Source organism: Kocuria cellulosilytica (genome assembly GCF_040981245.1).
GTDB lineage: Bacteria > Actinomycetota > Actinomycetes > Actinomycetales > Micrococcaceae > Kocuria > Kocuria cellulosilytica.
In genome coordinates this window covers 253,106-272,684 of the sequence record NZ_JAVFWZ010000003.1, presented here as the reverse complement: position 1 = coordinate 272,684, position 19,579 = coordinate 253,106, and the positions used below count along the sequence as shown (strand labels likewise).

Here is a 19,579-nt window from a genome sequence, read left to right as displayed (position 1 = left end):
TCCGAGCTTACCCCGTGTCGCTGACATCTGGTGACACAGTGTCAGCTTCCGCGCGGCGCTCGGGAGCCCCGCGGCGGACGCCCTCCGGGGCCCCGCGGAACGCGGAGAGGCCCGCCGTCCGGGCGGACGGCGGGCCTCTCGGGACGAGCGGACGGACTCAGTGGAAGGAGTCGCCGCAGGCGCAGGATCCTCCCGCGTTGGGGTTGTCGATCGAGAACCCCTGCTTGGAGATCGTGTCCTCGAAGTCGATGGTCGAGCCCTCGAGGTAGGGCACGCTCATCTTGTCCACGACGACCTCGACACCGCCGAAGTCGCGCACGGAGTCCCCGTCCAGGATGCGCTCGTCGAAGTACAGCTGGTAGATGAGGCCGGAGCAGCCGCCGGGCTGCACCGCCACGCGCAGCCGCAGGTCCGTGCGGCCCTCCTGCTCGAGCAGGGCGCGGACCTTCTGGGACGCGACATCGGTCAGGTCGACGCCGTGGGTGGGGAGGCCGTCCACTGCGGCGTCGTTGTCGGTCGTGACGCTCATGATGCTCACTTTCTGTGGAGGGGTGCCGCACGGCGTCGGGCCGGCGGCGGGTCTACCAGGGGAACAACGGATGGACGTTCCGGTTCATTCCCGGGGCCGCTCGGGATGACGGGCCGCGTCGTCGAGGGCGAGGAGCATGAGGGTCTCGGCGACCACCGCGCGCTCGAACTCCCCCAGGTGCAGCGACTCGTTGGCGCTGTGCGCGCGGGAGTCGGGGTCCTCGACGCCCGTGATCAGGATGGCCGCCTCCGGGTAGACCTCCGTAAGGTCCGCGGTGAAGGGGATGGAGCCCCCGATGCCCGTCTCCACGGCGGGCCGGCCCCACGACTCCCCCAGCGCCCACCGGGCGATCCGGGCGGCCTCCGAGCTCATGTCGGTGCGGAACGGCTGTCCCGTCTCCTCGAGCTCGAAGCGCACGTGCGCCCCGAACGGCGCGTGGGCCTCGACGTGGCGCCGGAGCGCCTCCGCCGCCTCGGCGGGGTCCTGGCCCGGGGCCGTGCGCAGGCTCAGCTTCGCCCGGGCGGAGGGGGCGATGGTGTTGGCGGCGACGTCCACGGGCGTGACGTCCATGCCGGTGACGGACAGGGCGGGCCGGGTCCACAGGCGCGAGGCGATCGAGCCGCGGCCGGCCAGCCGGACACCGTCCTTGACCGCGGCGTCGGCCCGGAACCGCTCCTCGTCGTAGTCCAGGACGGTGCGGTCCTCGGCGAGCAGCCCCTCGACGGCCACGGCGCCGTCGTCGTCGTGCAGGGTGGCGATGAGGCGGGCCAGGAGCGTGGGGGCGTCCAGGACCGGTCCGCCGTACAGACCGGAGTGGACGGCGTGCTCGAGCACCGACAGCTCCACGACCGCGCCGACCATGCCCCGCAGGCTCGTGGTCAGGGCGGGCACGCCGACCTCCCAGTTGGAGGAGTCCGCGATCACGATGACGTCGGCGGCCAGCCGGTCCCGGTGGGCCTCGAGGAAGTCCCGGAAGGACGGGGAGCCGGCCTCCTCCTCGCCCTCCACGAAGACGGTCACGCCGAGGCCGAAGCCGTCCCCGCGGTGGGCGGCGGCGGCGCGCAGCGCACCGACGTGGGCCATGATCCCGGCCTTGTCGTCGGCCGCGCCCCGTCCGTAGAGGCGGCCGTCGCGCTCCTCGGCGGCGAAGGGCTCCGAGTCCCACAGCTCGCGCCGGCCGGGGGGCTGGACGTCGTGGTGGGCGTAGAGCAGGACGGTCGGGCGACCGGGCGCGGGGCGGCGGTGGGCGACGACGGCGGGGTGGCCCGGGCCGCCCCCGAGGGGCACCCGCAGGATCTGCACCTCGTCCATCCCGGCGTCCGAGAGGACGCCGGCCACGGCCTCCGCGCTGCGCTCGAGCTGCGCGGGGTCGAAGGACTCCCAGGCGATGCCCGGGATCGCGACCAGCTCGACGAGCTGCTCGAGCGTCCGTGGCAGGTCCGCGCGCACGGCCTCGCGCACGGCGTCGACGGGAACGGTCGGGGCACAGGGCTCGGTCATGGTGCCCACCCTATGTCCGGGGACCGGCGGGGACCGGCAGGTCCGTCGGCTATCCTTGACGGGTGTTTGGACGCAAGAAGGAAGCAGAGCGCGCAGGGTCCACGTCGGTGACCGCTGCCCCCGCCCCCACGGACCCGGCAGCCGCCCCGCGGCGGACGGAGGGCAAGGGCCGCCCCACGCCCAGCCGCCGGCAGCAGGAGGCCGCCCGGCGCCGCCCCCTGGTGCCGGAGGACCGCAAGGCCGCGAAGGCGCAGTCCCGTGACGCGGCCCGCGAGCAGCGGATGCGGGCGCAGGCGGGGATGGCCGCCGGGGACGAGCGGTTCCTCGGTCCGCGGGACCGTGGCCCGCAGCGCCGGTTCGCGCGGGACTGGGTCGACTCGCGGATCAACGTCGGAGAGTACCTCATGGTCGTGGCGCTGCTCGCGCTCGTCATCCTGTTCTTCCCCGTCCAGGAGGTGGCCACCTACGGCGTCTACCTCATCTGGGCGCTGATGGTCCTGGGCATCGTGGACGCCGTCCTGTCGACGGCGCGGATGAAGAAGGCGATGCAGGCGAAGTTCGGGACCGTGGAGCGGGGCGTGCGCTGGTACGCGGCCATGCGCTCCTTCACGATGCGCCGGCTGCGCCTGCCCAAGCCCCAGGTCGCGCGCGGCGAGCGGCCCGCCTGACCCCGCCGGCCCCGCCGCCCGCGGCGGGGCGCGGACCCGGCAGCGCTGCCCCCGGACCGAGCGGTCCGGGGGCAGCGCTGTTCCCGCCTCCGGGACGTCAGCGCCGGGCGCGCCGGGCCCGGTCGAGGCCCTGGTTGATGCGGCGGGCCCAGAAGGGGCCCTCGTAGAGGAACGCGGTGTAGCCCTGCACGAGCGCGGCACCGGCGTCGAGGCGCTCCTGGACATCCTCGGCCGTGGTCACCCCGCCCACGGAGACCAGGGTCAGCCGGTCCCCCACGCGCTCGCGCAGCAGGCGCAGCACCTCGAGGGAGCGCCGGCGCAGCGGGGCGCCGGAGAGCCCGCCGGTCCCGTGCGCCTCGACCTCGGACGGGTCGGAGAGCAGGCCCAGCCCGTCGCGGGCGATCGTCGTGTTGGTGGCCACGATGCCGTCCAGCCCCAGGTCGAGCGCCAGGTCCGCGACGGCCAGCACGTCCTCGTCGGACAGGTCGGGCGCGATCTTCACGAGCAGGGGCACATGCCGGTCCGCGGACTCGTCGGCGGTGCGGCCCACCGCGCTCAGGAGCGGGCGCAGGCTCTCGATCTCCTGCAGCTGCCGCAGCCCCGGGGTGTTGGGCGAGGACACGTTGACCACCAGGTAGTCCGCCAGGGGGGCCAGGGTCCGGGCGCTCTGCAGGTAGTCGTCCACCGCGTCCTCCAGCGGCACCGCCTTGGTCTTGCCGATGTTCACCCCGAGCACGGGACGGGCCCGGCCCCGGTGGTCCGCCTCGAGCTCGCGGCGCGCCCGCGCCAGACGCGGTGCCACGGCCTCCGCGCCCTCGTTGTTGAAGCCCATCCGGTTGACCACCGCGCGGTCCCGCACGAGCCGGAAGAGCCGTGGCCGGGGATTGCCCGGCTGCGCCTGGGCGGTCACGGTGCCGATCTCGACGTGGCCGAAGCCGAGGTCGGTGAGGGCGCTGACCCCCTCGGCCCCCTTGTCGAAGCCCGCCGCGAGCCCGAACGGGGACGGGAACCGCAGGCCCATCGCCTCCACCTCGAGCGCGGGGTCGGCACGGGTGTACACCCGCAGGGCCGCGCTGACCCGCGCGGCCCGGGCCGCCCGGATTCCGAGGAACCCCGCCCGGTGGGCCCGTTCGGGGTCCATCCGGGAGAAGACGGCCGTGAAGAACGTAGGGTAGAAGCGCATGGGCCCAGTCTTCCACAGGGCTCCCCTCCGGCCGGGCGGTCGCGGAGGGGCTCCCGGGCCGCCGTCCCGACGACCGCCCTCGCGAGGAGAGGGCATGGCTGCTCCCCCGGACCCGTGGGTCCCCGACGTGCTGGGGCCGGGCTTCCGCGCCCGGACCGTGGACCTGGACCCCGGCTCCGCCCCGCACGCCACCGCCACGGTGGTCCGCTACCGGCCCGGTGACGTCCCGCTCGCGCCGGACCGTCTGCGCGGGGCGGTGCTGTACCTGCACGGCTGGTCCGACTACTTCTTCAACGCCGAGCTGGCCCGCACGTGCGCGGCCGCGGGGTACGCGTTCTACGCCCTGGACCTGCACGGCTACGGGCGCAACCTCACCGACGAGGTGCTCGCCGAGGAGGACGGCTGCCCGGGGCACACCACGGACCTCGCGGACTACGACGACGACATCGCCGCCGCCCTCGACGTGATGGCCGAGGACGGGGCTGCCGGCCCGGACGGCCGTCTCGTGCTCATGGGCCACTCCACCGGTGGCCTCACCGCGGCGCTGTGGGCCTCCCGGCACCCCGACCGCCTGGACGGCCTGGCCCTGAACGCCCCCTGGATCGGCAGCCACGGCGCAGACGCCGTGGGCGCGGCCCTGCGCCCCCTGGTGGCCAGGCTCGCCGAGCAGCGCCCCGACCGCCCGGTGCGGGCCCGGCTGCGCAGCCACTACTACCGGGTGATCAGCGAGCAGGCCGAGGGCGAGTGGCCGATCGATCCGCGCTGGCGCCCCGAGACGAGCTTCGACATCACCCCGGGCTGGCTCAACGCTGTCCTTCAGGCACAGGGTGAGGTTGCGAAGGGACTGAACCTTCAACTTCCAGTGCTGGTGCAGACCTCCGCCCGCTCGTGCATCCGGCCCTGGTGGAGCGAGCAGATGCGCTCGGCCGACACCGTGCTGGACGTCCGGCAGATCCGGCGGCACGCGCCCGACCTGGGCACCGACGTGACGGTGCGCTCCTACGAGGGCGCCGTCCACGACGTCCACCTCTCCCGCCAGGCGGTGCGGAGGGCCGCGCAGCGCGACCTCTCGTCCTGGCTGCGCGGCCTGCGGCGGCGCAGGCCTCAGGCGGAGGCGCCGGGTCCGGCCACGCGGTCGACCGCTCCGCCGTAGCGCCGGTCCCGCCGCGCGTAGACCTCGACCGCTTCCCACAGGGTGCGGCGGTCCACGTCCGGCCAGAGGACGTCCTGGAAGACGAGCTCGGCGTAGGCGGACTGCCACAGGAGGAAGTTCGAGATGCGCTGCTCCCCGGAGGAGCGGAGGAAGAGGTCGACGTCCGGCAGGTCGGGCTCGTCCAGATAGCGCTGGACCGTCTTCTCGTCGATGCTGCGCGGGTTCAGGGTGCCCGCCCGGGCGTCCGCGGCCATGGCCGCCGCGGCGTCGGCGATCTCGGCGCGGCCGCCGTAGTTCACGCACATGGTGAGGGTCACGACGTCGTTGTCGCGGGTCTCCCGCTCCGCCTCCTCCAGGCGGCTGATGACCGAGCGCCACAGCCGCGGCTTGCGCCCGGCCCACCGGATCCGGATGCCCCACTCCTGGAAGGTGGGCAGCTGGCGCTCCATGACGTCGGCGGTGTAGTTCATCAGGAACGTGACCTCGTCCAGTGAGCGCTTCCAGTTCTCGGTGGAGAAGGCGTAGGCGCTCACGTACGGGATGCCCATCTCGATGGCCCCGGCCATGACCTCGATGAGGGCCGCCTCCCCCGCCTTGTGCCCCTCGTTGCGCGGCAGGCCGCGCTGGTTCGCCCAGCGCCCGTTCCCGTCCATGACCACGGCCACGTGCCGGGGCACGAACTGCCGCGGGATCGGCGGGGCGCTGGCGCCGCTGGGATGGGCGGGCGGGGCGGCAAAGCCGGGCATGGTCAGCTCCGTTCCACGAGGTTCAGGGACCGGACGGCCCTCTCCAGGTGCCACTGTACGTAGCCGGCGACGATGCCGGCCGCGGCCCGGGCCGTGCGGGGCTCCACGGCGTCGATCCGCTCCCACTCCCCGGTGAGCAGCGCGGAGAGGTGCTCGACGGTGGCGGGGTCGGGGGCGGCGGCCCCCGGCGGGCGGCAGGCGGGGCAGACCGCGCCGCCGAGCTGGGCGGAGAACGCCTCGTGCGGTCCGGGGGCGCCGCACCGGGCGCAGTCGGTGAAGCTCGGGGCCCACCCCGCCGTGGACACGGCCCGCAGCAGGTAGGAGTCCAGGACGGCCCCCGGGTCGTGCAGCCCGCGGGCCAGGGCGGACAGGGCGCCGACGAGCAGCCGGTAGTGCTGGGCCGCGGACTCGTCGTCGTTCTCCGTGAACTTCTCCGCGGCCTCGGTCATGGCCGCGGCCGCGGTGTACTTGGCGTAGTCCGCGGCGATGGCGGACCCGTAGCCGCGCTTGCCCAGGGCCTGGGAGACGATGTCGAGGTTGCGGCCGGTGACGAGCTGCAGTTCGGCGACGTTGAACGGCTCGAGCCGGGAGCCGAAGCGGGAGGTGGTGCGCCGCACGCCCTTGGCGACGGCCCGGACCTGCCCGTGGTCCCGGGTCAGGAGCACCACGATCCGGTCGGCCTCGCCGAGCTTGTAGGTGCGCAGCACGACGGCGTCGTCCCGGTAGCTGCGTGATGCGAAGGTCGTCCTGGCCACCGGACCATTGTCCCACGGCGGGCGGACGGCGCAGGCGGGCGTGCCGGGGCCGGCACGACGACGACGGGCCCGCCGCGCCGTGCCGGCCGGGACGCTCAGGCCTGGGCGTCCCGCACGGCCCGGTTCACCGCCGAGACGACGGCCTTGAGGGAGGCCCGGGTGGTGTTCGCGTCGATGCCGACGCCCCACAGCACCCGGTCCCCGACGGCCGCCTCGACGTAGCTGGCGGCCTGGGCGTCGCCGCCGGCCGACAGGGCGTGCTCGCTGTAGTCGAGCACGCGCACGTCCACGCCCTCGGACGCGAAGATCGCCAGCAGCGCCTCGATGGGCCCGTTGCCCTGCGCCGTCCGGTGGTGCTGCACGCCGTCGACGTCCAGGCCGATCTCGAGGGTGCTCTCCCCGTCCTCCTCGGAGGTCGTGGTGATGTTGGTGATCCGGTACCGGCCCCAGCGCGCGGCGTCCCCGTCCTGGGCGGTGGGCAGGTACTCGTCCGAGAACACCTTCCACAGCTCCGCGCCGGAGACCTCCCCGCCGGAGGTGTCGGTGTGCTCCTGCACCACGCGGGAGAACTCGATCTGCGCCCGGCGCGGCAGGTCCAGGCCGTGCTCGTTGGCGAGCAGGTAGGCCACCCCGCCCTTGCCGGACTGCGAGTTCACGCGGATGACCGCCTCGTAGGTGCGGCCCAGGTCCTTGGGGTCGATGGGCAGGTACGGCACGGCCCACGCCAGCTCGTCGACGCTCCTCCCCTGCTCCTGCGCGTCCCGGGTCATCCGGTCGAAGCCCTTCTTGATGGCGTCCTGGTGGGAGCCGGAGAAGGCCGTGAACACGAGGTCCCCGCCGTAGGGGGCCCGCTCGGGGACGGGCAGCTGATTGCAGTACTCCACGGTCCGGCGGATCTCGTCGATGTCGGAGAAGTCGATCTGCGGGTCCACGCCCTGGGTCAGCAGGTTCAGGCCCAGGGTCACGAGGTCCACGTTGCCGGTCCGCTCGCCGTTGCCGAACAGGCAGCCCTCGATCCGGTCCGCGCCGGCGAGGTAGCCCAGCTCGGCGGCGGCCACCCCGGTGCCGCGGTCGTTGTGCGGGTGCAGGGAGACCACGGTGGCGTCACGGTTGTAGAGGTTGCGGCACATCCACTCGATGGAGTCCGCGTAGACGTTGGGGGTGGCCATCTCGACGGTCGCGGGCAGGTTGAGGATCATCTCCCGGTCCCCGCCGATCTCGAAGGTCTCGGCCACGGCGTTGGAGATCCGCGCGGCGAACTCGAGCTCCGTGCCGGTGTAGGACTCCGGGGAGTACTCGTAGGTCACGGACGTGTTCTTCAGCTGCTCCTCGTGCTTCATGCACAGCCGCGCCCCGGTGAGGGCGATGTCCACGATCCCGTCCATGTCCTGCTCGAAGACCACGCGCCGCTGCAGCGTGGAGGTCGCGTTGTAGAGGTGGACGATCGCCTTGTCGGCGCCGTCGATGGCCTCGTAGGTGCGCTCGATGAGGTGCTCGCGGGACTGCGTCAGGACCTGGATCGTGACGTCGTCGGGGATCCGGTCCTCCTCGACGAGCCGGCGCACGAAGTCGAAGTCGGTCTGGGAGGCGGAGGGGAACCCCACCTCGATCTCCTTGTAGCCCATCCGCACGAGCAGCTCGAACATCTTGAGCTTGCGGTCGGAGTTCATGGGGTCGATGAGCGCCTGGTTGCCGTCGCGCAGGTCCACGGCGCACCAGCGGGGCGCCTCGGTGATGACCTGGTCCGGCCAGGTGCGGTCGGAGAGGTCGAAGGGGAACTGCTGCTGGTACGGGACGTACTTGTGGATCGGCATGCCGGAGGGCTGCTGGTGGTTGCGCATGGGGTGGGCCTGTTCTGCTCGAGTCGTCTGCGGGTGGCCGGGCATCAGGAACTCCGCAACGGGAGGCCGGCCATGCTGTCGACGGGTCAGGCCCCGTTGCGGCACGTAAGGAGGAGGAGCGTCCCGGTCCGCATGTGTTCAACTTATCACGGGGTGCCCGGCGTGCCGGGTCGCGCGCTCACCAGTCCCCGGCCGCCTCCTGGCAGGTGTGCTGCTCGGCGGTCTGTCCGTTGAACTCCCCGGGCAGCCCGGGGCCCAGGGCGAGCCGGTCCCCCTCCCGGAAGTCCTGGCCCACCGAGACGAACACCCCCGTGACGTCGGTCGTGGGCACGATCTGCGAGGAGGGCACGCCCAGCACCTCGGCGACCTCGACGGCCGCCTCGTACCAGCCCGCGCCGAAGAAGACCTGCGTGCCCGGCAGCTCGGTGGCCTGCGGGCCGGACTCGACGGCGGTGTACCCCTCGTCCTCGAGCACGTCGGCGATCTCGGCGTCCCGGCCGTCGACGCCGGAGACGTTCGCGACCGTGAGCGGGACCGTGGCGGGGTCGACCGTGGGGGCCGGGGTGGCGGCGTCGGGCGACGGGGTCGCGGAGGAGGTGGGGGCGTCGGTGGGACCCGCGGACGGCGACGTGAGCGGGCGGTCCTCGCGCAGGGCCTCGAAGAGGTGCTCGGCCGGCTCCTCGTCGAGCTGGAGCCGGTTGGGGTCCGGCTCGTAGGGCTCCGTGGGCACGGTGACGAAGACCATGGCGCCGAGGTCGATCCCCCGGACGGCCGTGGCGAGGCCCACCACGGTGGGGACGGAGCCCAGTCCCTCGTCGACGTGCAGGTTGCGGGTGGCGACGTCGGCGATCTCGTAGAGCCTGGGCAGGTCCCGCAGCGTGCCCTCGTCCTTGATCTTGCGGGCCAGGGAGGCGAGGAAGGACTGCTGGGACCGGATCCGGCTCGTGTCCCCGCCGTCGCCGAAGGCGGCACGGCTGCGCAGGAACGCCAGGGCCTGCTCGCCCTCCACGGAGGACACGCCGGCGGGCAGCTCGAGACCGGACTTCGGGTCGTCGACGGCTTCGTTGACGCACACCTCGACCCCGCCCACGGTCGAGGAGAGCTCCTTCACCGCGTTGAAGTCGGCGAGCATGAAGTGGTCGATCTTGAGCCCGGTCATCTCGTTGACGGTCGCGACCGTGCACCCGGGCCCGCCGTTGGCGATCGCGGAGTTCAGCATCGCGTCCTCCTCGGCCGGGTGGACCTCGCCGGTCTCGGGATCCGTGCAGCGCGGGATGTCGGCCACCAGGTCGCGGGGCAGGGAGACGACGGTGACGCCGCTGCGGTCCTCGTTCACGTGCACCAGCATCATGACGTCGGTCAGGCCGGACCCGGAGCTGTCGTCCTCGTCGCCGTAGCGCTCGTTGCCCTCGCCGTCACGGGTGTCCGTGCCCATCACGAGGATGTCCAGGGGGCCGGCCTCGGGCCCGGACCCGTCGCCGAGGTCGAGCGGGGAGGTGTCCAGGTTGGACTGCAGCCGCCAGGTGGCGGCCACGCCGGCCCCGAGGACGGCGAGCAGCACGGCGACCAGCGCGACGGCGGCCCAGCGCTTCCGGGACCACCGGCGGGCGCGCGGACGTGCGGGGGCGTCGGGGGGCGATGAGGACACGGTGTTCTTCTCCTGGGGGCCCCGGGCACGAGGCCCGGGGTCGGGGGACGGCGCCCGGCCGGGGCGCCGGGTGTCATGGTAGTCGCCGACCCCGTGGCCGGGGCGGGCGACGCGGCGGGGCCGGGACGCGGCCGTGGTTCAGAAGCCCAGCCGGGAGAGCTGCTTGGGGTCGCGCTGCCACTCCTTTGCGACCTTCACGTGCAGGTCGAGGTAGACCTTCGTGCCCAGCAGGGCCTCGATGGCGGTGCGGGAGCGGGTGCCGATCTCGCGCAGCCGCGCGCCGCCCTTGCCGATGATGATGGCCTTCTGTGAGGACCGCTCGACGTAGACGTTGACGCGCACGTCGAGCAGCGGACGGTCCGCGGGGCGGTCCTCGCGGGGCACCATCTCCTCGACCACGACCGCGAGGGAATGCGGCAGCTCGTCCCGCACCCCCTCCAGCGCGGCCTCCCGGACGAGCTCGGCGACCATCGTCATCTCGGGCTCGTCGGTCAGCTCGCCGTCGGGGTACAGGGCCGGGGACTCCGGCATCCTGGCGATGAGCAGCTCCGCGAGGGCCTCGACCTGGAAGCCGTCCACGGCGGAGACGGGGATGACGTCGGCCCAGCCCGGGTCGTCGGCGTCCGGGCGGGGCGCGTGCGCGGCTCCGGCACGGTGGCGGGGCTTGCGGGCGGCCCGTTCGGCCCGCTCCGCGCGGACCCGGTGCTCGGCCTCCATGACGGTGCGGCCCAGCTCGGTGACCGCCAGCAGCTGCTCCGTGAGCTCGGCGCGGGAGACGGTGTCCGTCTTGGTCACGATCGCCACCACCGGCTTGTTCCCGGAGGCCGCGAGCTGCTGGGCGATGAACCGGTCCCCCGGACCGATCTTCTCGTCGGCGGGCACGCAGAAGCCGATGACGTCGACCTCGGCGAGGGTGTCGGCCACGAGGTCGTTGAGCCGCTCGCCGAGCAGCGTCCGCGGCCGGTGCAGGCCCGGGGTGTCCACGAGCACGAGCTGGCCCTCGGGCCGGTGCACGATGCCCCGGATGGTGTGCCGCGTGGTCTGCGGCCGGCTCGAGGTGATCGCGACCTTCTGCCCGACCAGGGCGTTGGTGAGCGTGGACTTCCCGGCGTTGGGGCGGCCGACCAGCACGGCGAAGCCGGCGCGGAACGGGGCGTGCTCCCCGGCTGCGGGCTCACCGGCGGGATCGGCGGGTGTGGGCTCAGACATGGTGGTGGGACTCCTCCTCGGACTCCTGGGCGGCGGGCTCCACGGCCGTGGACCCCGGAGGGACCCAGTCGGGGTCCCGGCGGACCTCGAGCTGGCCCACCCGGTTGCGCCGGCCCTCCAGGGTGACGGCCTCGAGCACGATGCCCTCGACGGTGGCGCGGGAGCCCACGATGGGCACCCGGCCGATGGACTTGGCGAGCAGGCCGCCGGCCGTGTCGACCTCGTCGTCCTCGAGGTCGACGCCGAACAGGTCGCCCAGGTCCTCGACGCCGAGCCGGGCGGAGACGCGGTAGCGTCCGCCGCCGAGCTCGGCGACCTCGGGCTTCTCCCGGTCGTACTCGTCGACGATCTCCCCGAGCAGCTCCTCGATGAGGTCCTCCAGGGTGACGAGCCCGGCCGTGCCGCCGTACTCGTCGACCACGACGGCCACGTGGATGGACTCGAGCTGCATCTCGCGCAGCAGCTCGTTGACCTTCTTCGACTCGGGCACGTAGCGCACCTCCCGGGCGAGCTCGGAGAGCCCCCCGAGGCGCAGGCCGGTGCCCAGGCGGTGCACCCGCTCCGCGAGGTCCTTCTGGTACAGGATGCCGAGGACGTCGTCGGCGCTCTCGCCGATCACCGGGATGCGGGAGTAGCCGGAGCGGAAGAACAGGTTCAGGGCGTTGTCCACGGTGTCGTCGTCGTCGACGGAGACCATGTCGGTGCGGGGCACCATGACCGCCCGGACGTTGGTGTCGTCGAGGTCGAAGACCGAGTGCAGCAGCTCCGCCTCGTTGTCCTCGATGAGGGCCTGGCCCGTGGAGCGGTCGACGAACTCGAGCAGCTCCTCCTCGGTCAGGTAGCCGGGGGCGGTGCGCTCCGGGTCCCGGGCGACGGACGAGCCCAGGCGCACGAGCATCCCGGGGACCGGGCCGAGCACCGTGCGCAGCACGCGCACGAGGCCCGCGGTGGCCCGCACGGTGCCTGCGGCGTTGCTCCGGCCGACCTGGCGGGGCGAGACGCCGGTGAGGACGAAGCCGACGGCCGCCATGACCACGGTGGCCAGCAGCCCGGCCAGCCAGACGTCGTCGAGACCGTCGAACATGGCGAGGGCGACCGCCACCGCGGAGGCCGTCTCGAACCACACGCTCCAGAAGCGCAGGGCCTGCAGGTGCGCGGTCGGCGTGGCCAGGATCCTGGCGGCCGAGGACTCGGGGGCGTCGCGGGTGATGGCCTCGGCGTCCGCGCGGGGCAGGTAGGTGAGGCCGGTCTCGGCGGCCGTGAGGACGAAGGCCGTGCCCAGGAACACGATCGCCGCGACGACCAGGACGGCAGTGGTCATCATGGGGCGCTACTCCATGGTCTCGACCGGCGCGGGCCGGCCGAGGAAGTCCGTGAGCAGGTCCCGCTGGAGGGCGAACATGACCCGCCGCTCCTCCGGCTCGGCGTGGTCGTGCCCCAGCAGGTGCAGGATGCCGTGGGTGGTGAGCAGGCACAGCTCGTCCGCGACGGAGTGCCCCGCGGCCTCGGCCTGCCGGAGAGCCACCGGGGGGCACAGCACGATGTCGCCCAGCGTTCCCTCCGCGGGCTCCTCCGGGGTGCCCGGACGCAGCTCGTCCATGGGGAAGGACAGGACGTCCGTGGGGCCGGGCAGGTCCATCCACTCGACGTGCAGGCGCGCCATCTCGTCCTCGTCGACGACCGCGACGGACAGCTCCGCGTCGGGGTGCACGTGCAGCCGCTCCAGGACGTGGTCCGCGAGCCGGCCCAGCAGCTCAACGTCGACCGCGGACCAGGCCGGGCGGTCCGCCGCCGGGACGTCCTGCGGGTCGGCCCGGAGGTCGAACTCGACGGCCATCAGGCCTCCTCCCCGTCCCCGGCCGGGGCGGCGTCGCGGGCGGCGCGGGTCTCGTCCTTGCGGCGGCGCCGCTCGTTGCGGTGCCGGTTGGTCGTGTCGAAGGCGTCGTAGGCGCTGACGATCCGGCTCACCAGCTCGTGGCGCACCACGTCCTCCGCGGTCATCTCCGTGAACGCGACGTCCTCGACGCCGCCCAGCACGTGCTGGACCTGGCGCAGCCCGGAGGACGTGCTCCCCGGCAGGTCCACCTGGGTGACGTCCCCGGTGACGACCATCTTGGAGCCGAAGCCGAGCCGGGTGAGGAACATCTTCATCTGCTCCGGCGTGGTGTTCTGCGCCTCGTCGAGGATGATGAACGCGTCGTTGAGGGTGCGGCCGCGCATGTACGCGAGCGGGGCCACCTCGATGGTGCCCGCCTCCATGAGCCGCGGGATCGAGTCCGGGTCCATCATGTCGTGCAGCGCGTCGTAGAGCGGGCGCAGGTACGGGTCGATCTTCTCGCTGAGCGTGCCGGGCAGGAAGCCGAGCCGCTCCCCCGCCTCCACCGCCGGGCGGGTGAGGATGATCCGGGACACCTCCTTGGCCTGCAGCGCCTGGACCGCCTTGGCCATGGCCAGGTAGGTCTTGCCCGTACCGGCCGGGCCGATGCCGAAGACCACGGTGTGCTCGTCGATGGCGTCGACGTAGGCCTTCTGGTGCAGCGTCTTGGGGCGGATCTTGCGCCCGCGGCTCGAGAGGATGTTCTGGGTGAGGGCGCCGCTGGGCCGGGCGGTGAGGTCCCGGCCGATCAGCGCGAGCAGCTGGGTGATGACCTGGGGGGTGATCGAGGTCTCGCGGCCGGCCAGCACCTTCAGCTCGTCGAACAGGGTGGCGACGATCTGCACGGCCCCGCCCGGGCCCTCGATGCCGAGCTCGAGTCCGCGCGGGCTGGTCGCGAGGCCCGGGAACGCGGTCTCCACCTGGCGCAGGGTGTCGTCCCCGGAGCCGAGGCAGCGGACCATCGTCTCGCGGTCGGGGAAGGTGATGACGGTGCGGGCCGTCAGTGGGTGCGTGGTGCCGGGCAGCGTCTCAGTCATGGGTTCGGCCGCGCGGGCCGTGCTCTCGCTCTCGATCGGGTTGCCGTGGATGGGTCGGCGGACGGCGCTCGTCCTCCTTCCAGGGTACCGCGCGGCTCCGGCGCCGGAGGCCGCGGGGGCGCACATTCCGATTTGGTATCGGTCACGGCCGCAGGGGCTCCTCGGCTGGGGGCGCCCTCGGCCGCTGTGCTGGAATGGTGCGGTCCTCCGGCAGGGGGACGGGTGCGGCCTCCCCCCGGTGCCGGCACCGCCCCCCCAGCAGATCCCGGAGAGCCGAGGTGCGCGTCCCCCCATGACCACTGCCCGTTCCCGGCGCCCGTCCGCCCGCGCCCGGTTCCCCGTGCCGGCGCTGTCCGCGGTGGGCGTCCTCGTCCTCGGCGCGTGCGCCACCGGTCCAGGGAGCTCCCTCGACGGCGCGGTCCCCGGGTCGGGCACCGTTCCGGCGGCGCCCGCTGCGTCGGGCACCGCCGAGGTCAGGGTGGCCACCACGAAGCTGCCCGTCTACTGGGTGGGCCGCGCGGCCGGCGAGGAGCGGCTGTTCCGGGAGTTCCGGGACGCCTCCGAGGCCGCCGCGGCCGTGGACCCCATCGCCGCGGCGGCCGCGCTGATGACCGGGGCGACCCCGCGGGACCCGGACTACCGGACGCTGTGGTCCCCGGTGGACCGGGTGGGCGCCTCGACGTCCCCGGAGGGGACCATCACGGTGGACATGCCGTCGGAGGCCTTCCGCGCGGACCTGGACGGGCGCGAGGCCCGGCTCGCCCTCCAGCAGCTCGCGCACACGGTCACGGCCGCCGCGGGAACGGCGGGCCTGCTGCCCGAGGGCTCCGAGGCCGAGGTGAAGGTGCTCGTGGACGGCCGTTCCGACGAGGAGGTCTTCGGCGCCGTGCGCCTCGACGCCCCCCTCCGGCCCGACGAGAGCGTCGAGGCGCCGATCTGGCTCGACGAACCCCGGCAGGACGCCCGCGCCGAGGGCTCCCTGACCGTGTCCGGCCGGGCGCTGGACGGCGTCCGGAGCGGCCGCTGGACCGTGGCCGAGCCGGACGGGCGGCGCGTCTCGAGCGGCGCGGCCGCCGTCGTCCCGCGCGCCGACGGGACCACCGGGTTCCGGGCGGAGCTCGAGCTGGAGCCCGGCGACTACGTCGTGACGGTCGTCGGCCGGAACGCGGAGGGCGACACCGTGCGCGACGACAAGGACGTGGCGGTCCTCCCGGGCTGATCCGGTCCGGCCGGGCTCAGCGGGGTGCGGACGACCAGCGTCCGAGCGCGGCGCTGAGCACCGCCAGCGCGGCGGGTCCGGCGGTCGAGCTGCGCAGCACCTCGTGGCCGAGCCGCACCGCGTGGGCTCCCGCACCGGCCAGGGCGTCGAGCTCCGCCGGGGCGATGCCCCCTTCGGGCCCCACCACCAGGACGATCCGCTGCGAGCCCGCCCACGGCGCCCCGGGGGCGGCGGTCAGCTCGGCGAGGGAGTCGCCGGCCTCCTCGTGCAGCACGAGGCCCCGCGTCCCCGGCTCCCCGAGCAGGCGGGCGAGCTCCCGGGTGGTGCACAGCGGCAGCACCTCCGGCCAGGCCGCCCGGCGGGACTGCTTGGCGGCGGCCGCGACGGTGTGGACCCACTTCTCGTGGCTCTTGGCGGCGCGCTCCTTCTTCCACCGCACGATCGAGCGGTCGGCCTGCCACGGCACCACGGCGTCCACGCCCAGCTCGGTGGCCGTCTCCGCGGCCAGCAGGTCCCGGTCGCCCTTCGCGAGGGCCTGGGCGAGGACGAGCCGAGGCGTGCGGTCGGGCTCGGTCGTCACCGAGACGACGACGACCTCCATGCTGTCGCGGTCGGCCGAGCGCAGCTCCCCGGTGGCCCGGGCCCCCGCGCCGTCGACGAGCTCGAGGGGATCGCCGGGCGCGAGGCGGCGCACGGTGACGGCGTGCCGGGCCTCCGGGCCGGTGACCGTGAGCGCCGCGCCGGGGCCGAGGCCGGTGAGCCGGCCCGGCTCGACCTTGAAGACCGGCAGGCTCACAGGTCGGAGAACCTGTCCTTGAGCCGGGAGAAGAAGCCGCCGGAGCCGGCCGGGGAGTTCAGGGTCGTGCCGGTCGACTGGTCCTCGCCGCGCAGCCGGGACAGCTGCTCGAGCAGCTCGCGCTGCTCGTCGTCGAGCGCCGTGGGCGTCTCGACCTCGAGGTGGACGAACAGCTCGCCGCGCCCGCCGCCGCGCAGCCGGGTGGCCCCGAGCTCGTGCAGGGTCACGGTGTGGCCGGTCTGCGTGCCGGGGGCCACGGGGACCTCGCGCTCGCCGTCGAAGGTCTCGAGGGTCACGGTGGTGCCGAGGGCCGCGGAGGTCATGGGCACCCGGACGCGGGCGTGCAGGTCGTCGCCCTGGCGCTCGAACGTGGGGTCCGGGTCGACCTTGAGCTCGACGTAGAGGTCCCCGTTGGGGCCGCCGGCGGTGCCGGCCTCGCCCTGTCCCGAGAGGCGGATCCGGTTGCCGGTCGAGACGCCGGCGGGGATCTTGACGGTCAGCGGGCGGCGGTCGCGCACGCGGCCCTCGCCGTAGCACTCGTGGCAGGGGTGCTTGATGACGGTGCCGAAGCCCTGGCAGGTGGCGCACGGGGCGGCGGTGACCACGGTGCCCAGGATGGACTGGACCTGGCGCTGGACCTGGCCGGACCCGTGGCAGACCTCGCAGGTCTCGGGCTGGGTGCCCTCCTGGCAGCAGCTGCCGTTGCAGGTGGGGCAGATCACGGCGGTGTCCACGGTGATCTTCTTCTCCGTGCCGAAGACCGCGTCCCTGAGGGAGACGCGGACGTTGATCAGCGCGTCCTGGCCCTGGCGGGTGCGGGACGCGGGGCCGCGCCGGCCGGAGCCGGCGCCCCCGGCGCCCTGGAAGAAGGTGTCGAAGATGTCGGCGAAGCCGAAGCCCGAGCCGGGGAAGCCCCCGCCGAAACCGGTGTCGGTGCCGTTCTCGTTGCCGGTCGCGTCGTAGACCCTCCGCTTCTCGGGGTCGGAGAGGACGTCGTTGGCGTGGGAGAGGCGCTTGAAGTCCTCGGCGGCCTCGGGGCCGGGGTTGACGTCGGGGTGCAGCCGGCGGGCCTTCTTGCGGTAGGCCTTCTTGATCTCTTCCTGGCTGGCGTCCCGGGACACGCCCAGGGTCTCGTAGTGATCGCTCACCGTGGTCCGTTCTGTCGAGAGGTCTGTGGTGGGTTTCGCTGGAGGGCCCCGGGAGCGGGGCCCGCGGGGGCTCAGCCCCCGAGGATACGGGAGAGGTAGCGGGCGACGGCGCGCACGGCGGCCATCGTGGACGGGTAGTCCATGCGCATGGGACCGACGACCCCCACCTTCGACTGCGGCCCGTAGCCGGTGGCCACGACGGCGGCCTCGGACAGGGGGCCCTCGGCGTTCTCCGTGCCGATCCGCACGGCGACCCCGCGGGCGTCCTGCTCCATCTCCGAGAGCAGCCGGAGCATCACCACCTGCTCCTCGAGGGCCTCGAGGACCGGGCCGATGCTCAGGTGGAAGTCCCCCGTGGCACGGGCGAGGTTGGCGGTGCCGGCCATGACCATGCGGTGCTCGGCCCCGCCCGCCGCGAGGGCGGCGACGGCCTCCCCCACCGCCGCGGCGGCCGGCTGGAGCGGCGGGGCGGTGCCCGCGGCCATCACCGCGAGGGCGTCCGGCACCGCGGTCAGGGAGCGCCCGACCACGGCGGCCAGCACCCGGGCGCGCAGCTCGAGCAGCTGGGACTCCTCGAGGGGCGTCCGCAGCACGGCCACGCGCTGGGCCACCCGCCCGTTGGTCGGGATGAGCACCACGAGCACCCGCCCGGCCCCGAGGTCCACGACCTCGACGTGGCGCACGGTCACGCCGGAGGCGTGCGGGTACTGCACGACCGCGACCTGCTGGGTGAGCTGCGCGAGCAGCCGCACGGTGCGCTCCATCACGTCGTCGATGTCCGCGGCGTCGTCCAGCAGCCGCTGGATGGCCCGCCGCTCCGGCCCGGACAGCGGCTTGACGGCCGCGATCTGGTCCACGAACGTGCGGTAGCCCTTGTCGGTGGGAATCCGGCCGGAGCTCGTGTGGGGGGCCGCGATCAGGCCCTCCTCCTCGAGCGCGGCCATGTCGTTGCGCACGGTGGCCGAGGAGACGCCGAGGCGGTGCCGGTCCACGAGCGCCTTGGAGCCCACGGGCTCGCGGAAGTGCACGTAGTCCTCCACGATGGCCTGCAGGATCTGCAGTCGTCTCGGATGGTTCACGCCGCTCCTCCCCGGTCCGTGCTCGTGCTCCGGCCGCCCTGGCACTCGGGTGGCCACAGTGCTAACGCCGTCCAGTGTAGCCCCCGTGTCCGACCACCGGGCCGCCGCCCCCGGTTTGGTACGCTTCCGGCTGATCCGCGCCGGACGCGCGGCACCGCGACCCGGGAGGACGACCATGAGCGACCACGGCTGGGGGCCGCGCAGCCTCGACGACGACGCCCTCGCCCGCCGCCGGCCCGCGTCCGCGGAGGTCCCGGTGGCGCCGGGCATGCTCCTGGAGGACGTGACGACCGGCTGGGTCGGCGCCGTCGTGTCCCTGGAGACCATCGGCGGCATGCGCGTGCTGGGACTGGAGGACCGCCGGGGCCGGGTCAAGGCGTTCCCGCTGGGACCGGGGTTCCTGCTCGAGGGCGAGCCAGTGGTCGTCGTCGAGCCCCGCCGGACCCCGGCGGCGAGGACGCCCGCCCGCACGCGGTCGGGGTCCGTGGCCGTCGAGGGGCTGCGCGCGAGCACCGCGAAGGCTTCCCGGGTGTGGGTCGAGGGCTACCACGACGCCGAGCTGGTGGCGAAGGTGTGGGGCCACGATCTGGCCGTCGAGGGCATCGTCGTGGAGCCGCTGCACGGCATCGACGACCTGCCCGCCGCCGTGCGGGAGTTCGGGCCGGGTCCCGGGCGGCGGCTCGGGATCCTCGTGGACCACCTCGTGACCGGCTCCAAGGAGTCCCGGATCGCGGCCGAGACCATGCGCCTGCCCGGCGCCGCGGGCAACGTCCTGGTGCTGGGCCACCCGTACGTCGACATCTGGCAGGCGGTCAAGCCGCGCGCCCTCGGTGTCGACGCCTGGCCCGTGGTGCCCCGCGGCACCGACTGGAAGACCGGTGCCGCCGCCGCCCTCGGCTGGCCGCACCGGACCCCCGGGGACCTGGGACGGGCCTGGCAGCACATCCTCGCCCGCGTGGACAGCTACGCCGACCTGGAGCCGTCCCTGCTGGGCCGCGTCGAGGAGCTGATCGACTTCCTCACCGCGCCCGGGGCCTGATCCGGCCAGCTCCCGCACCCTCCGGCGGCCGGGAGGAGCCGGTCGTGACGTCACAAAGGCACACGTGCACGGCCGCGATCCGCCGCCGTCCGGACCGGTCGGTAGGATGGTGGAGTCCCACCCACCGGCCGCGGTCCCGCCGCGGTCCCACCG

18 protein-coding genes are annotated in these 19,579 nt (G+C 74.1%); 4 read left to right on the top strand and 14 right to left on the bottom strand.

The features are described 5' to 3' along the window. Positions 1 to 157: 157 nt before the first annotated feature. Complete coding sequence (locus tag RCG67_RS06300) at positions 158 to 529, bottom strand: HesB/IscA family protein (protein ID WP_368825321.1); 372 nt, start codon at positions 527 to 529, stop codon at positions 158 to 160. Positions 530 to 613: 84 nt separating this feature from the next. After that, positions 614 to 2,029 (bottom strand): dipeptidase, encoded by a 1,416-nt coding sequence (locus RCG67_RS06295; RefSeq protein WP_368825320.1) that lies wholly within the window; start codon positions 2,027 to 2,029, stop codon positions 614 to 616. A 62-nt stretch (positions 2,030 to 2,091) separates the two neighbouring features. Here RCG67_RS06295 and RCG67_RS06290 point away from each other — a divergent pair, with 62 nt between their 5' ends. Next, positions 2,092 to 2,697, top strand: coding sequence for a DUF3043 domain-containing protein (locus RCG67_RS06290; protein WP_368825319.1), 606 nt, complete (start codon positions 2,092 to 2,094; stop codon positions 2,695 to 2,697). Between the two features lie 97 nt (positions 2,698 to 2,794). Here RCG67_RS06290 and RCG67_RS06285 read toward each other — a convergent pair whose 3' ends face one another. Next, entirely contained in the window at positions 2,795 to 3,880 is a 1,086-nt protein-coding gene (locus RCG67_RS06285; protein WP_368825318.1) for a quinone-dependent dihydroorotate dehydrogenase, read from the bottom strand. Positions 3,881 to 3,974: 94 nt separating this feature from the next. On the opposite strand from RCG67_RS06285, the gene RCG67_RS06280 reads away from it, so the two are divergent. Then, positions 3,975 to 5,033 (top strand): alpha/beta hydrolase, encoded by a 1,059-nt coding sequence (locus RCG67_RS06280; RefSeq protein ID WP_368825317.1) that lies wholly within the window; start codon positions 3,975 to 3,977, stop codon positions 5,031 to 5,033. Here RCG67_RS06280 and RCG67_RS06275 read toward each other — a convergent pair. From RCG67_RS06275 to RCG67_RS06240, 8 genes are all read right to left on the bottom strand, one after another. Next, complete coding sequence (locus RCG67_RS06275) at positions 4,985 to 5,779, bottom strand: isoprenyl transferase (RefSeq protein WP_368825316.1); 795 nt, start codon at positions 5,777 to 5,779, stop codon at positions 4,985 to 4,987. The genes RCG67_RS06280 and RCG67_RS06275 overlap by 49 nt on opposite strands. A 2-nt stretch (positions 5,780 to 5,781) precedes the next feature. Further along, positions 5,782 to 6,534: a DNA repair protein RecO gene (gene recO, locus RCG67_RS06270; protein ID WP_368825315.1), complete on the bottom strand. Its 753-nt coding sequence runs from the start codon at positions 6,532 to 6,534 to the stop codon at positions 5,782 to 5,784. Between the two features lie 95 nt (positions 6,535 to 6,629). Next, positions 6,630 to 8,375, bottom strand: coding sequence for a 2-isopropylmalate synthase (gene leuA / locus RCG67_RS06265; protein ID WP_368825314.1), 1,746 nt, complete (start codon positions 8,373 to 8,375; stop codon positions 6,630 to 6,632). 178 nt (positions 8,376 to 8,553) lie between these two features. Then, entirely contained in the window at positions 8,554 to 10,023 is a 1,470-nt protein-coding gene (locus RCG67_RS06260; RefSeq protein ID WP_368825313.1) for an LCP family protein, read from the bottom strand. Between the two features lie 138 nt (positions 10,024 to 10,161). Continuing rightward, the gene (locus RCG67_RS06255) at positions 10,162 to 11,232 is read right to left on the bottom strand and encodes a GTPase Era (RefSeq protein ID WP_368825312.1); all 1,071 of its coding nucleotides are present in this window, start codon (positions 11,230 to 11,232) and stop codon (positions 10,162 to 10,164) included. After that, a complete protein-coding gene (locus tag RCG67_RS06250; RefSeq protein WP_408669412.1) occupies positions 11,225 to 12,553 on the bottom strand; it encodes a hemolysin family protein in 1,329 nt (442 codons plus the stop codon). Before RCG67_RS06250 ends, RCG67_RS06255 begins: the two co-directional genes overlap by 8 nt. A 9-nt stretch (positions 12,554 to 12,562) precedes the next feature. Next, positions 12,563 to 13,069 (bottom strand): rRNA maturation RNase YbeY, encoded by a 507-nt coding sequence (gene ybeY, locus RCG67_RS06245; protein ID WP_368825311.1) that lies wholly within the window; start codon positions 13,067 to 13,069, stop codon positions 12,563 to 12,565. Next, positions 13,069 to 14,145, bottom strand: a complete 1,077-nt coding sequence (locus RCG67_RS06240) for a PhoH family protein (RefSeq protein ID WP_368825310.1) — start codon at positions 14,143 to 14,145, stop codon at positions 13,069 to 13,071. The genes ybeY and RCG67_RS06240 overlap by 1 nt, the downstream gene beginning before the upstream one ends. Before the next feature lie 292 nt (positions 14,146 to 14,437). Here RCG67_RS06240 and RCG67_RS06235 point away from each other — a divergent pair, with 292 nt between their 5' ends. Beyond that, on the top strand, positions 14,438 to 15,364 hold the full coding sequence (locus RCG67_RS06235) for a GerMN domain-containing protein (protein ID WP_368825309.1): 927 nt from the start codon (positions 14,438 to 14,440) through the stop codon (positions 15,362 to 15,364). Positions 15,365 to 15,380: 16 nt separating this feature from the next. Here the strand turns inward: RCG67_RS06235 and RCG67_RS06230 are convergent, their stop codons facing one another. The 3 genes from RCG67_RS06230 to hrcA all read right to left on the bottom strand — a co-directional run bounded on the left by RCG67_RS06230 (position 15,381) and on the right by hrcA (position 18,387). After that, positions 15,381 to 16,160, bottom strand: a complete 780-nt coding sequence (locus tag RCG67_RS06230; protein ID WP_368825308.1) for a 16S rRNA (uracil(1498)-N(3))-methyltransferase — start codon at positions 16,158 to 16,160, stop codon at positions 15,381 to 15,383. Further along, positions 16,157 to 17,308 (bottom strand): molecular chaperone DnaJ, encoded by a 1,152-nt coding sequence (dnaJ, locus tag RCG67_RS06225; protein ID WP_368825307.1) that lies wholly within the window; start codon positions 17,306 to 17,308, stop codon positions 16,157 to 16,159. Before dnaJ ends, RCG67_RS06230 begins: the two co-directional genes overlap by 4 nt. 71 nt (positions 17,309 to 17,379) lie before the next feature. Next, positions 17,380 to 18,387 carry a heat-inducible transcriptional repressor HrcA gene (gene hrcA / locus RCG67_RS06220; RefSeq protein ID WP_368825306.1) on the bottom strand — a complete coding sequence of 336 codons (1,008 nt, stop codon included), beginning with the start codon at positions 18,385 to 18,387 and terminating at the stop codon, positions 17,380 to 17,382. A 175-nt stretch (positions 18,388 to 18,562) separates the two neighbouring features. Between hrcA and RCG67_RS06215 the strand changes: the two genes are divergently transcribed. After that, positions 18,563 to 19,426, top strand: a complete 864-nt coding sequence (locus RCG67_RS06215; RefSeq protein ID WP_368825305.1) for a DUF3097 domain-containing protein — start codon at positions 18,563 to 18,565, stop codon at positions 19,424 to 19,426. Positions 19,427 to 19,579 lie beyond the last annotated feature (153 nt).

Excerpts from the sequence above, each read along its gene's own strand:
- ybeY (WP_368825311.1), bottom strand. The coding sequence starts at position 13,069 with ATGGCCGTCGAGTTCGACCTCCGGGCCGACCCGCAGGACGTCCCGGCG.
- RCG67_RS06275 (WP_368825316.1), bottom strand. The coding sequence starts at position 5,779 with ATGCCCGGCTTTGCCGCCCCGCCCGCCCATCCCAGCGGCGCCAGCGCC.
- RCG67_RS06255 (WP_368825312.1), bottom strand. The coding sequence starts at position 11,232 with ATGTCTGAGCCCACACCCGCCGATCCCGCCGGTGAGCCCGCAGCCGGG.
- RCG67_RS06240 (WP_368825310.1), bottom strand. The coding sequence starts at position 14,145 with ATGACTGAGACGCTGCCCGGCACCACGCACCCACTGACGGCCCGCACC.
- RCG67_RS06235 (WP_368825309.1), top strand. The coding sequence starts at position 14,438 with ATGACCACTGCCCGTTCCCGGCGCCCGTCCGCCCGCGCCCGGTTCCCC.
- RCG67_RS06280 (WP_368825317.1), top strand. The coding sequence starts at position 3,975 with ATGGCTGCTCCCCCGGACCCGTGGGTCCCCGACGTGCTGGGGCCGGGC.
- RCG67_RS06250 (WP_408669412.1), bottom strand. The coding sequence starts at position 12,553 with ATGACCACTGCCGTCCTGGTCGTCGCGGCGATCGTGTTCCTGGGCACG.
- RCG67_RS06300 (WP_368825321.1), bottom strand. The coding sequence starts at position 529 with ATGAGCGTCACGACCGACAACGACGCCGCAGTGGACGGCCTCCCCACC.
- RCG67_RS06285 (WP_368825318.1), bottom strand. The coding sequence starts at position 3,880 with ATGCGCTTCTACCCTACGTTCTTCACGGCCGTCTTCTCCCGGATGGAC.
- RCG67_RS06295 (WP_368825320.1), bottom strand. The coding sequence starts at position 2,029 with ATGACCGAGCCCTGTGCCCCGACCGTTCCCGTCGACGCCGTGCGCGAG.
- leuA (WP_368825314.1), bottom strand. The coding sequence starts at position 8,375 with ATGCGCAACCACCAGCAGCCCTCCGGCATGCCGATCCACAAGTACGTC.
- RCG67_RS06215 (WP_368825305.1), top strand. The coding sequence starts at position 18,563 with ATGAGCGACCACGGCTGGGGGCCGCGCAGCCTCGACGACGACGCCCTC.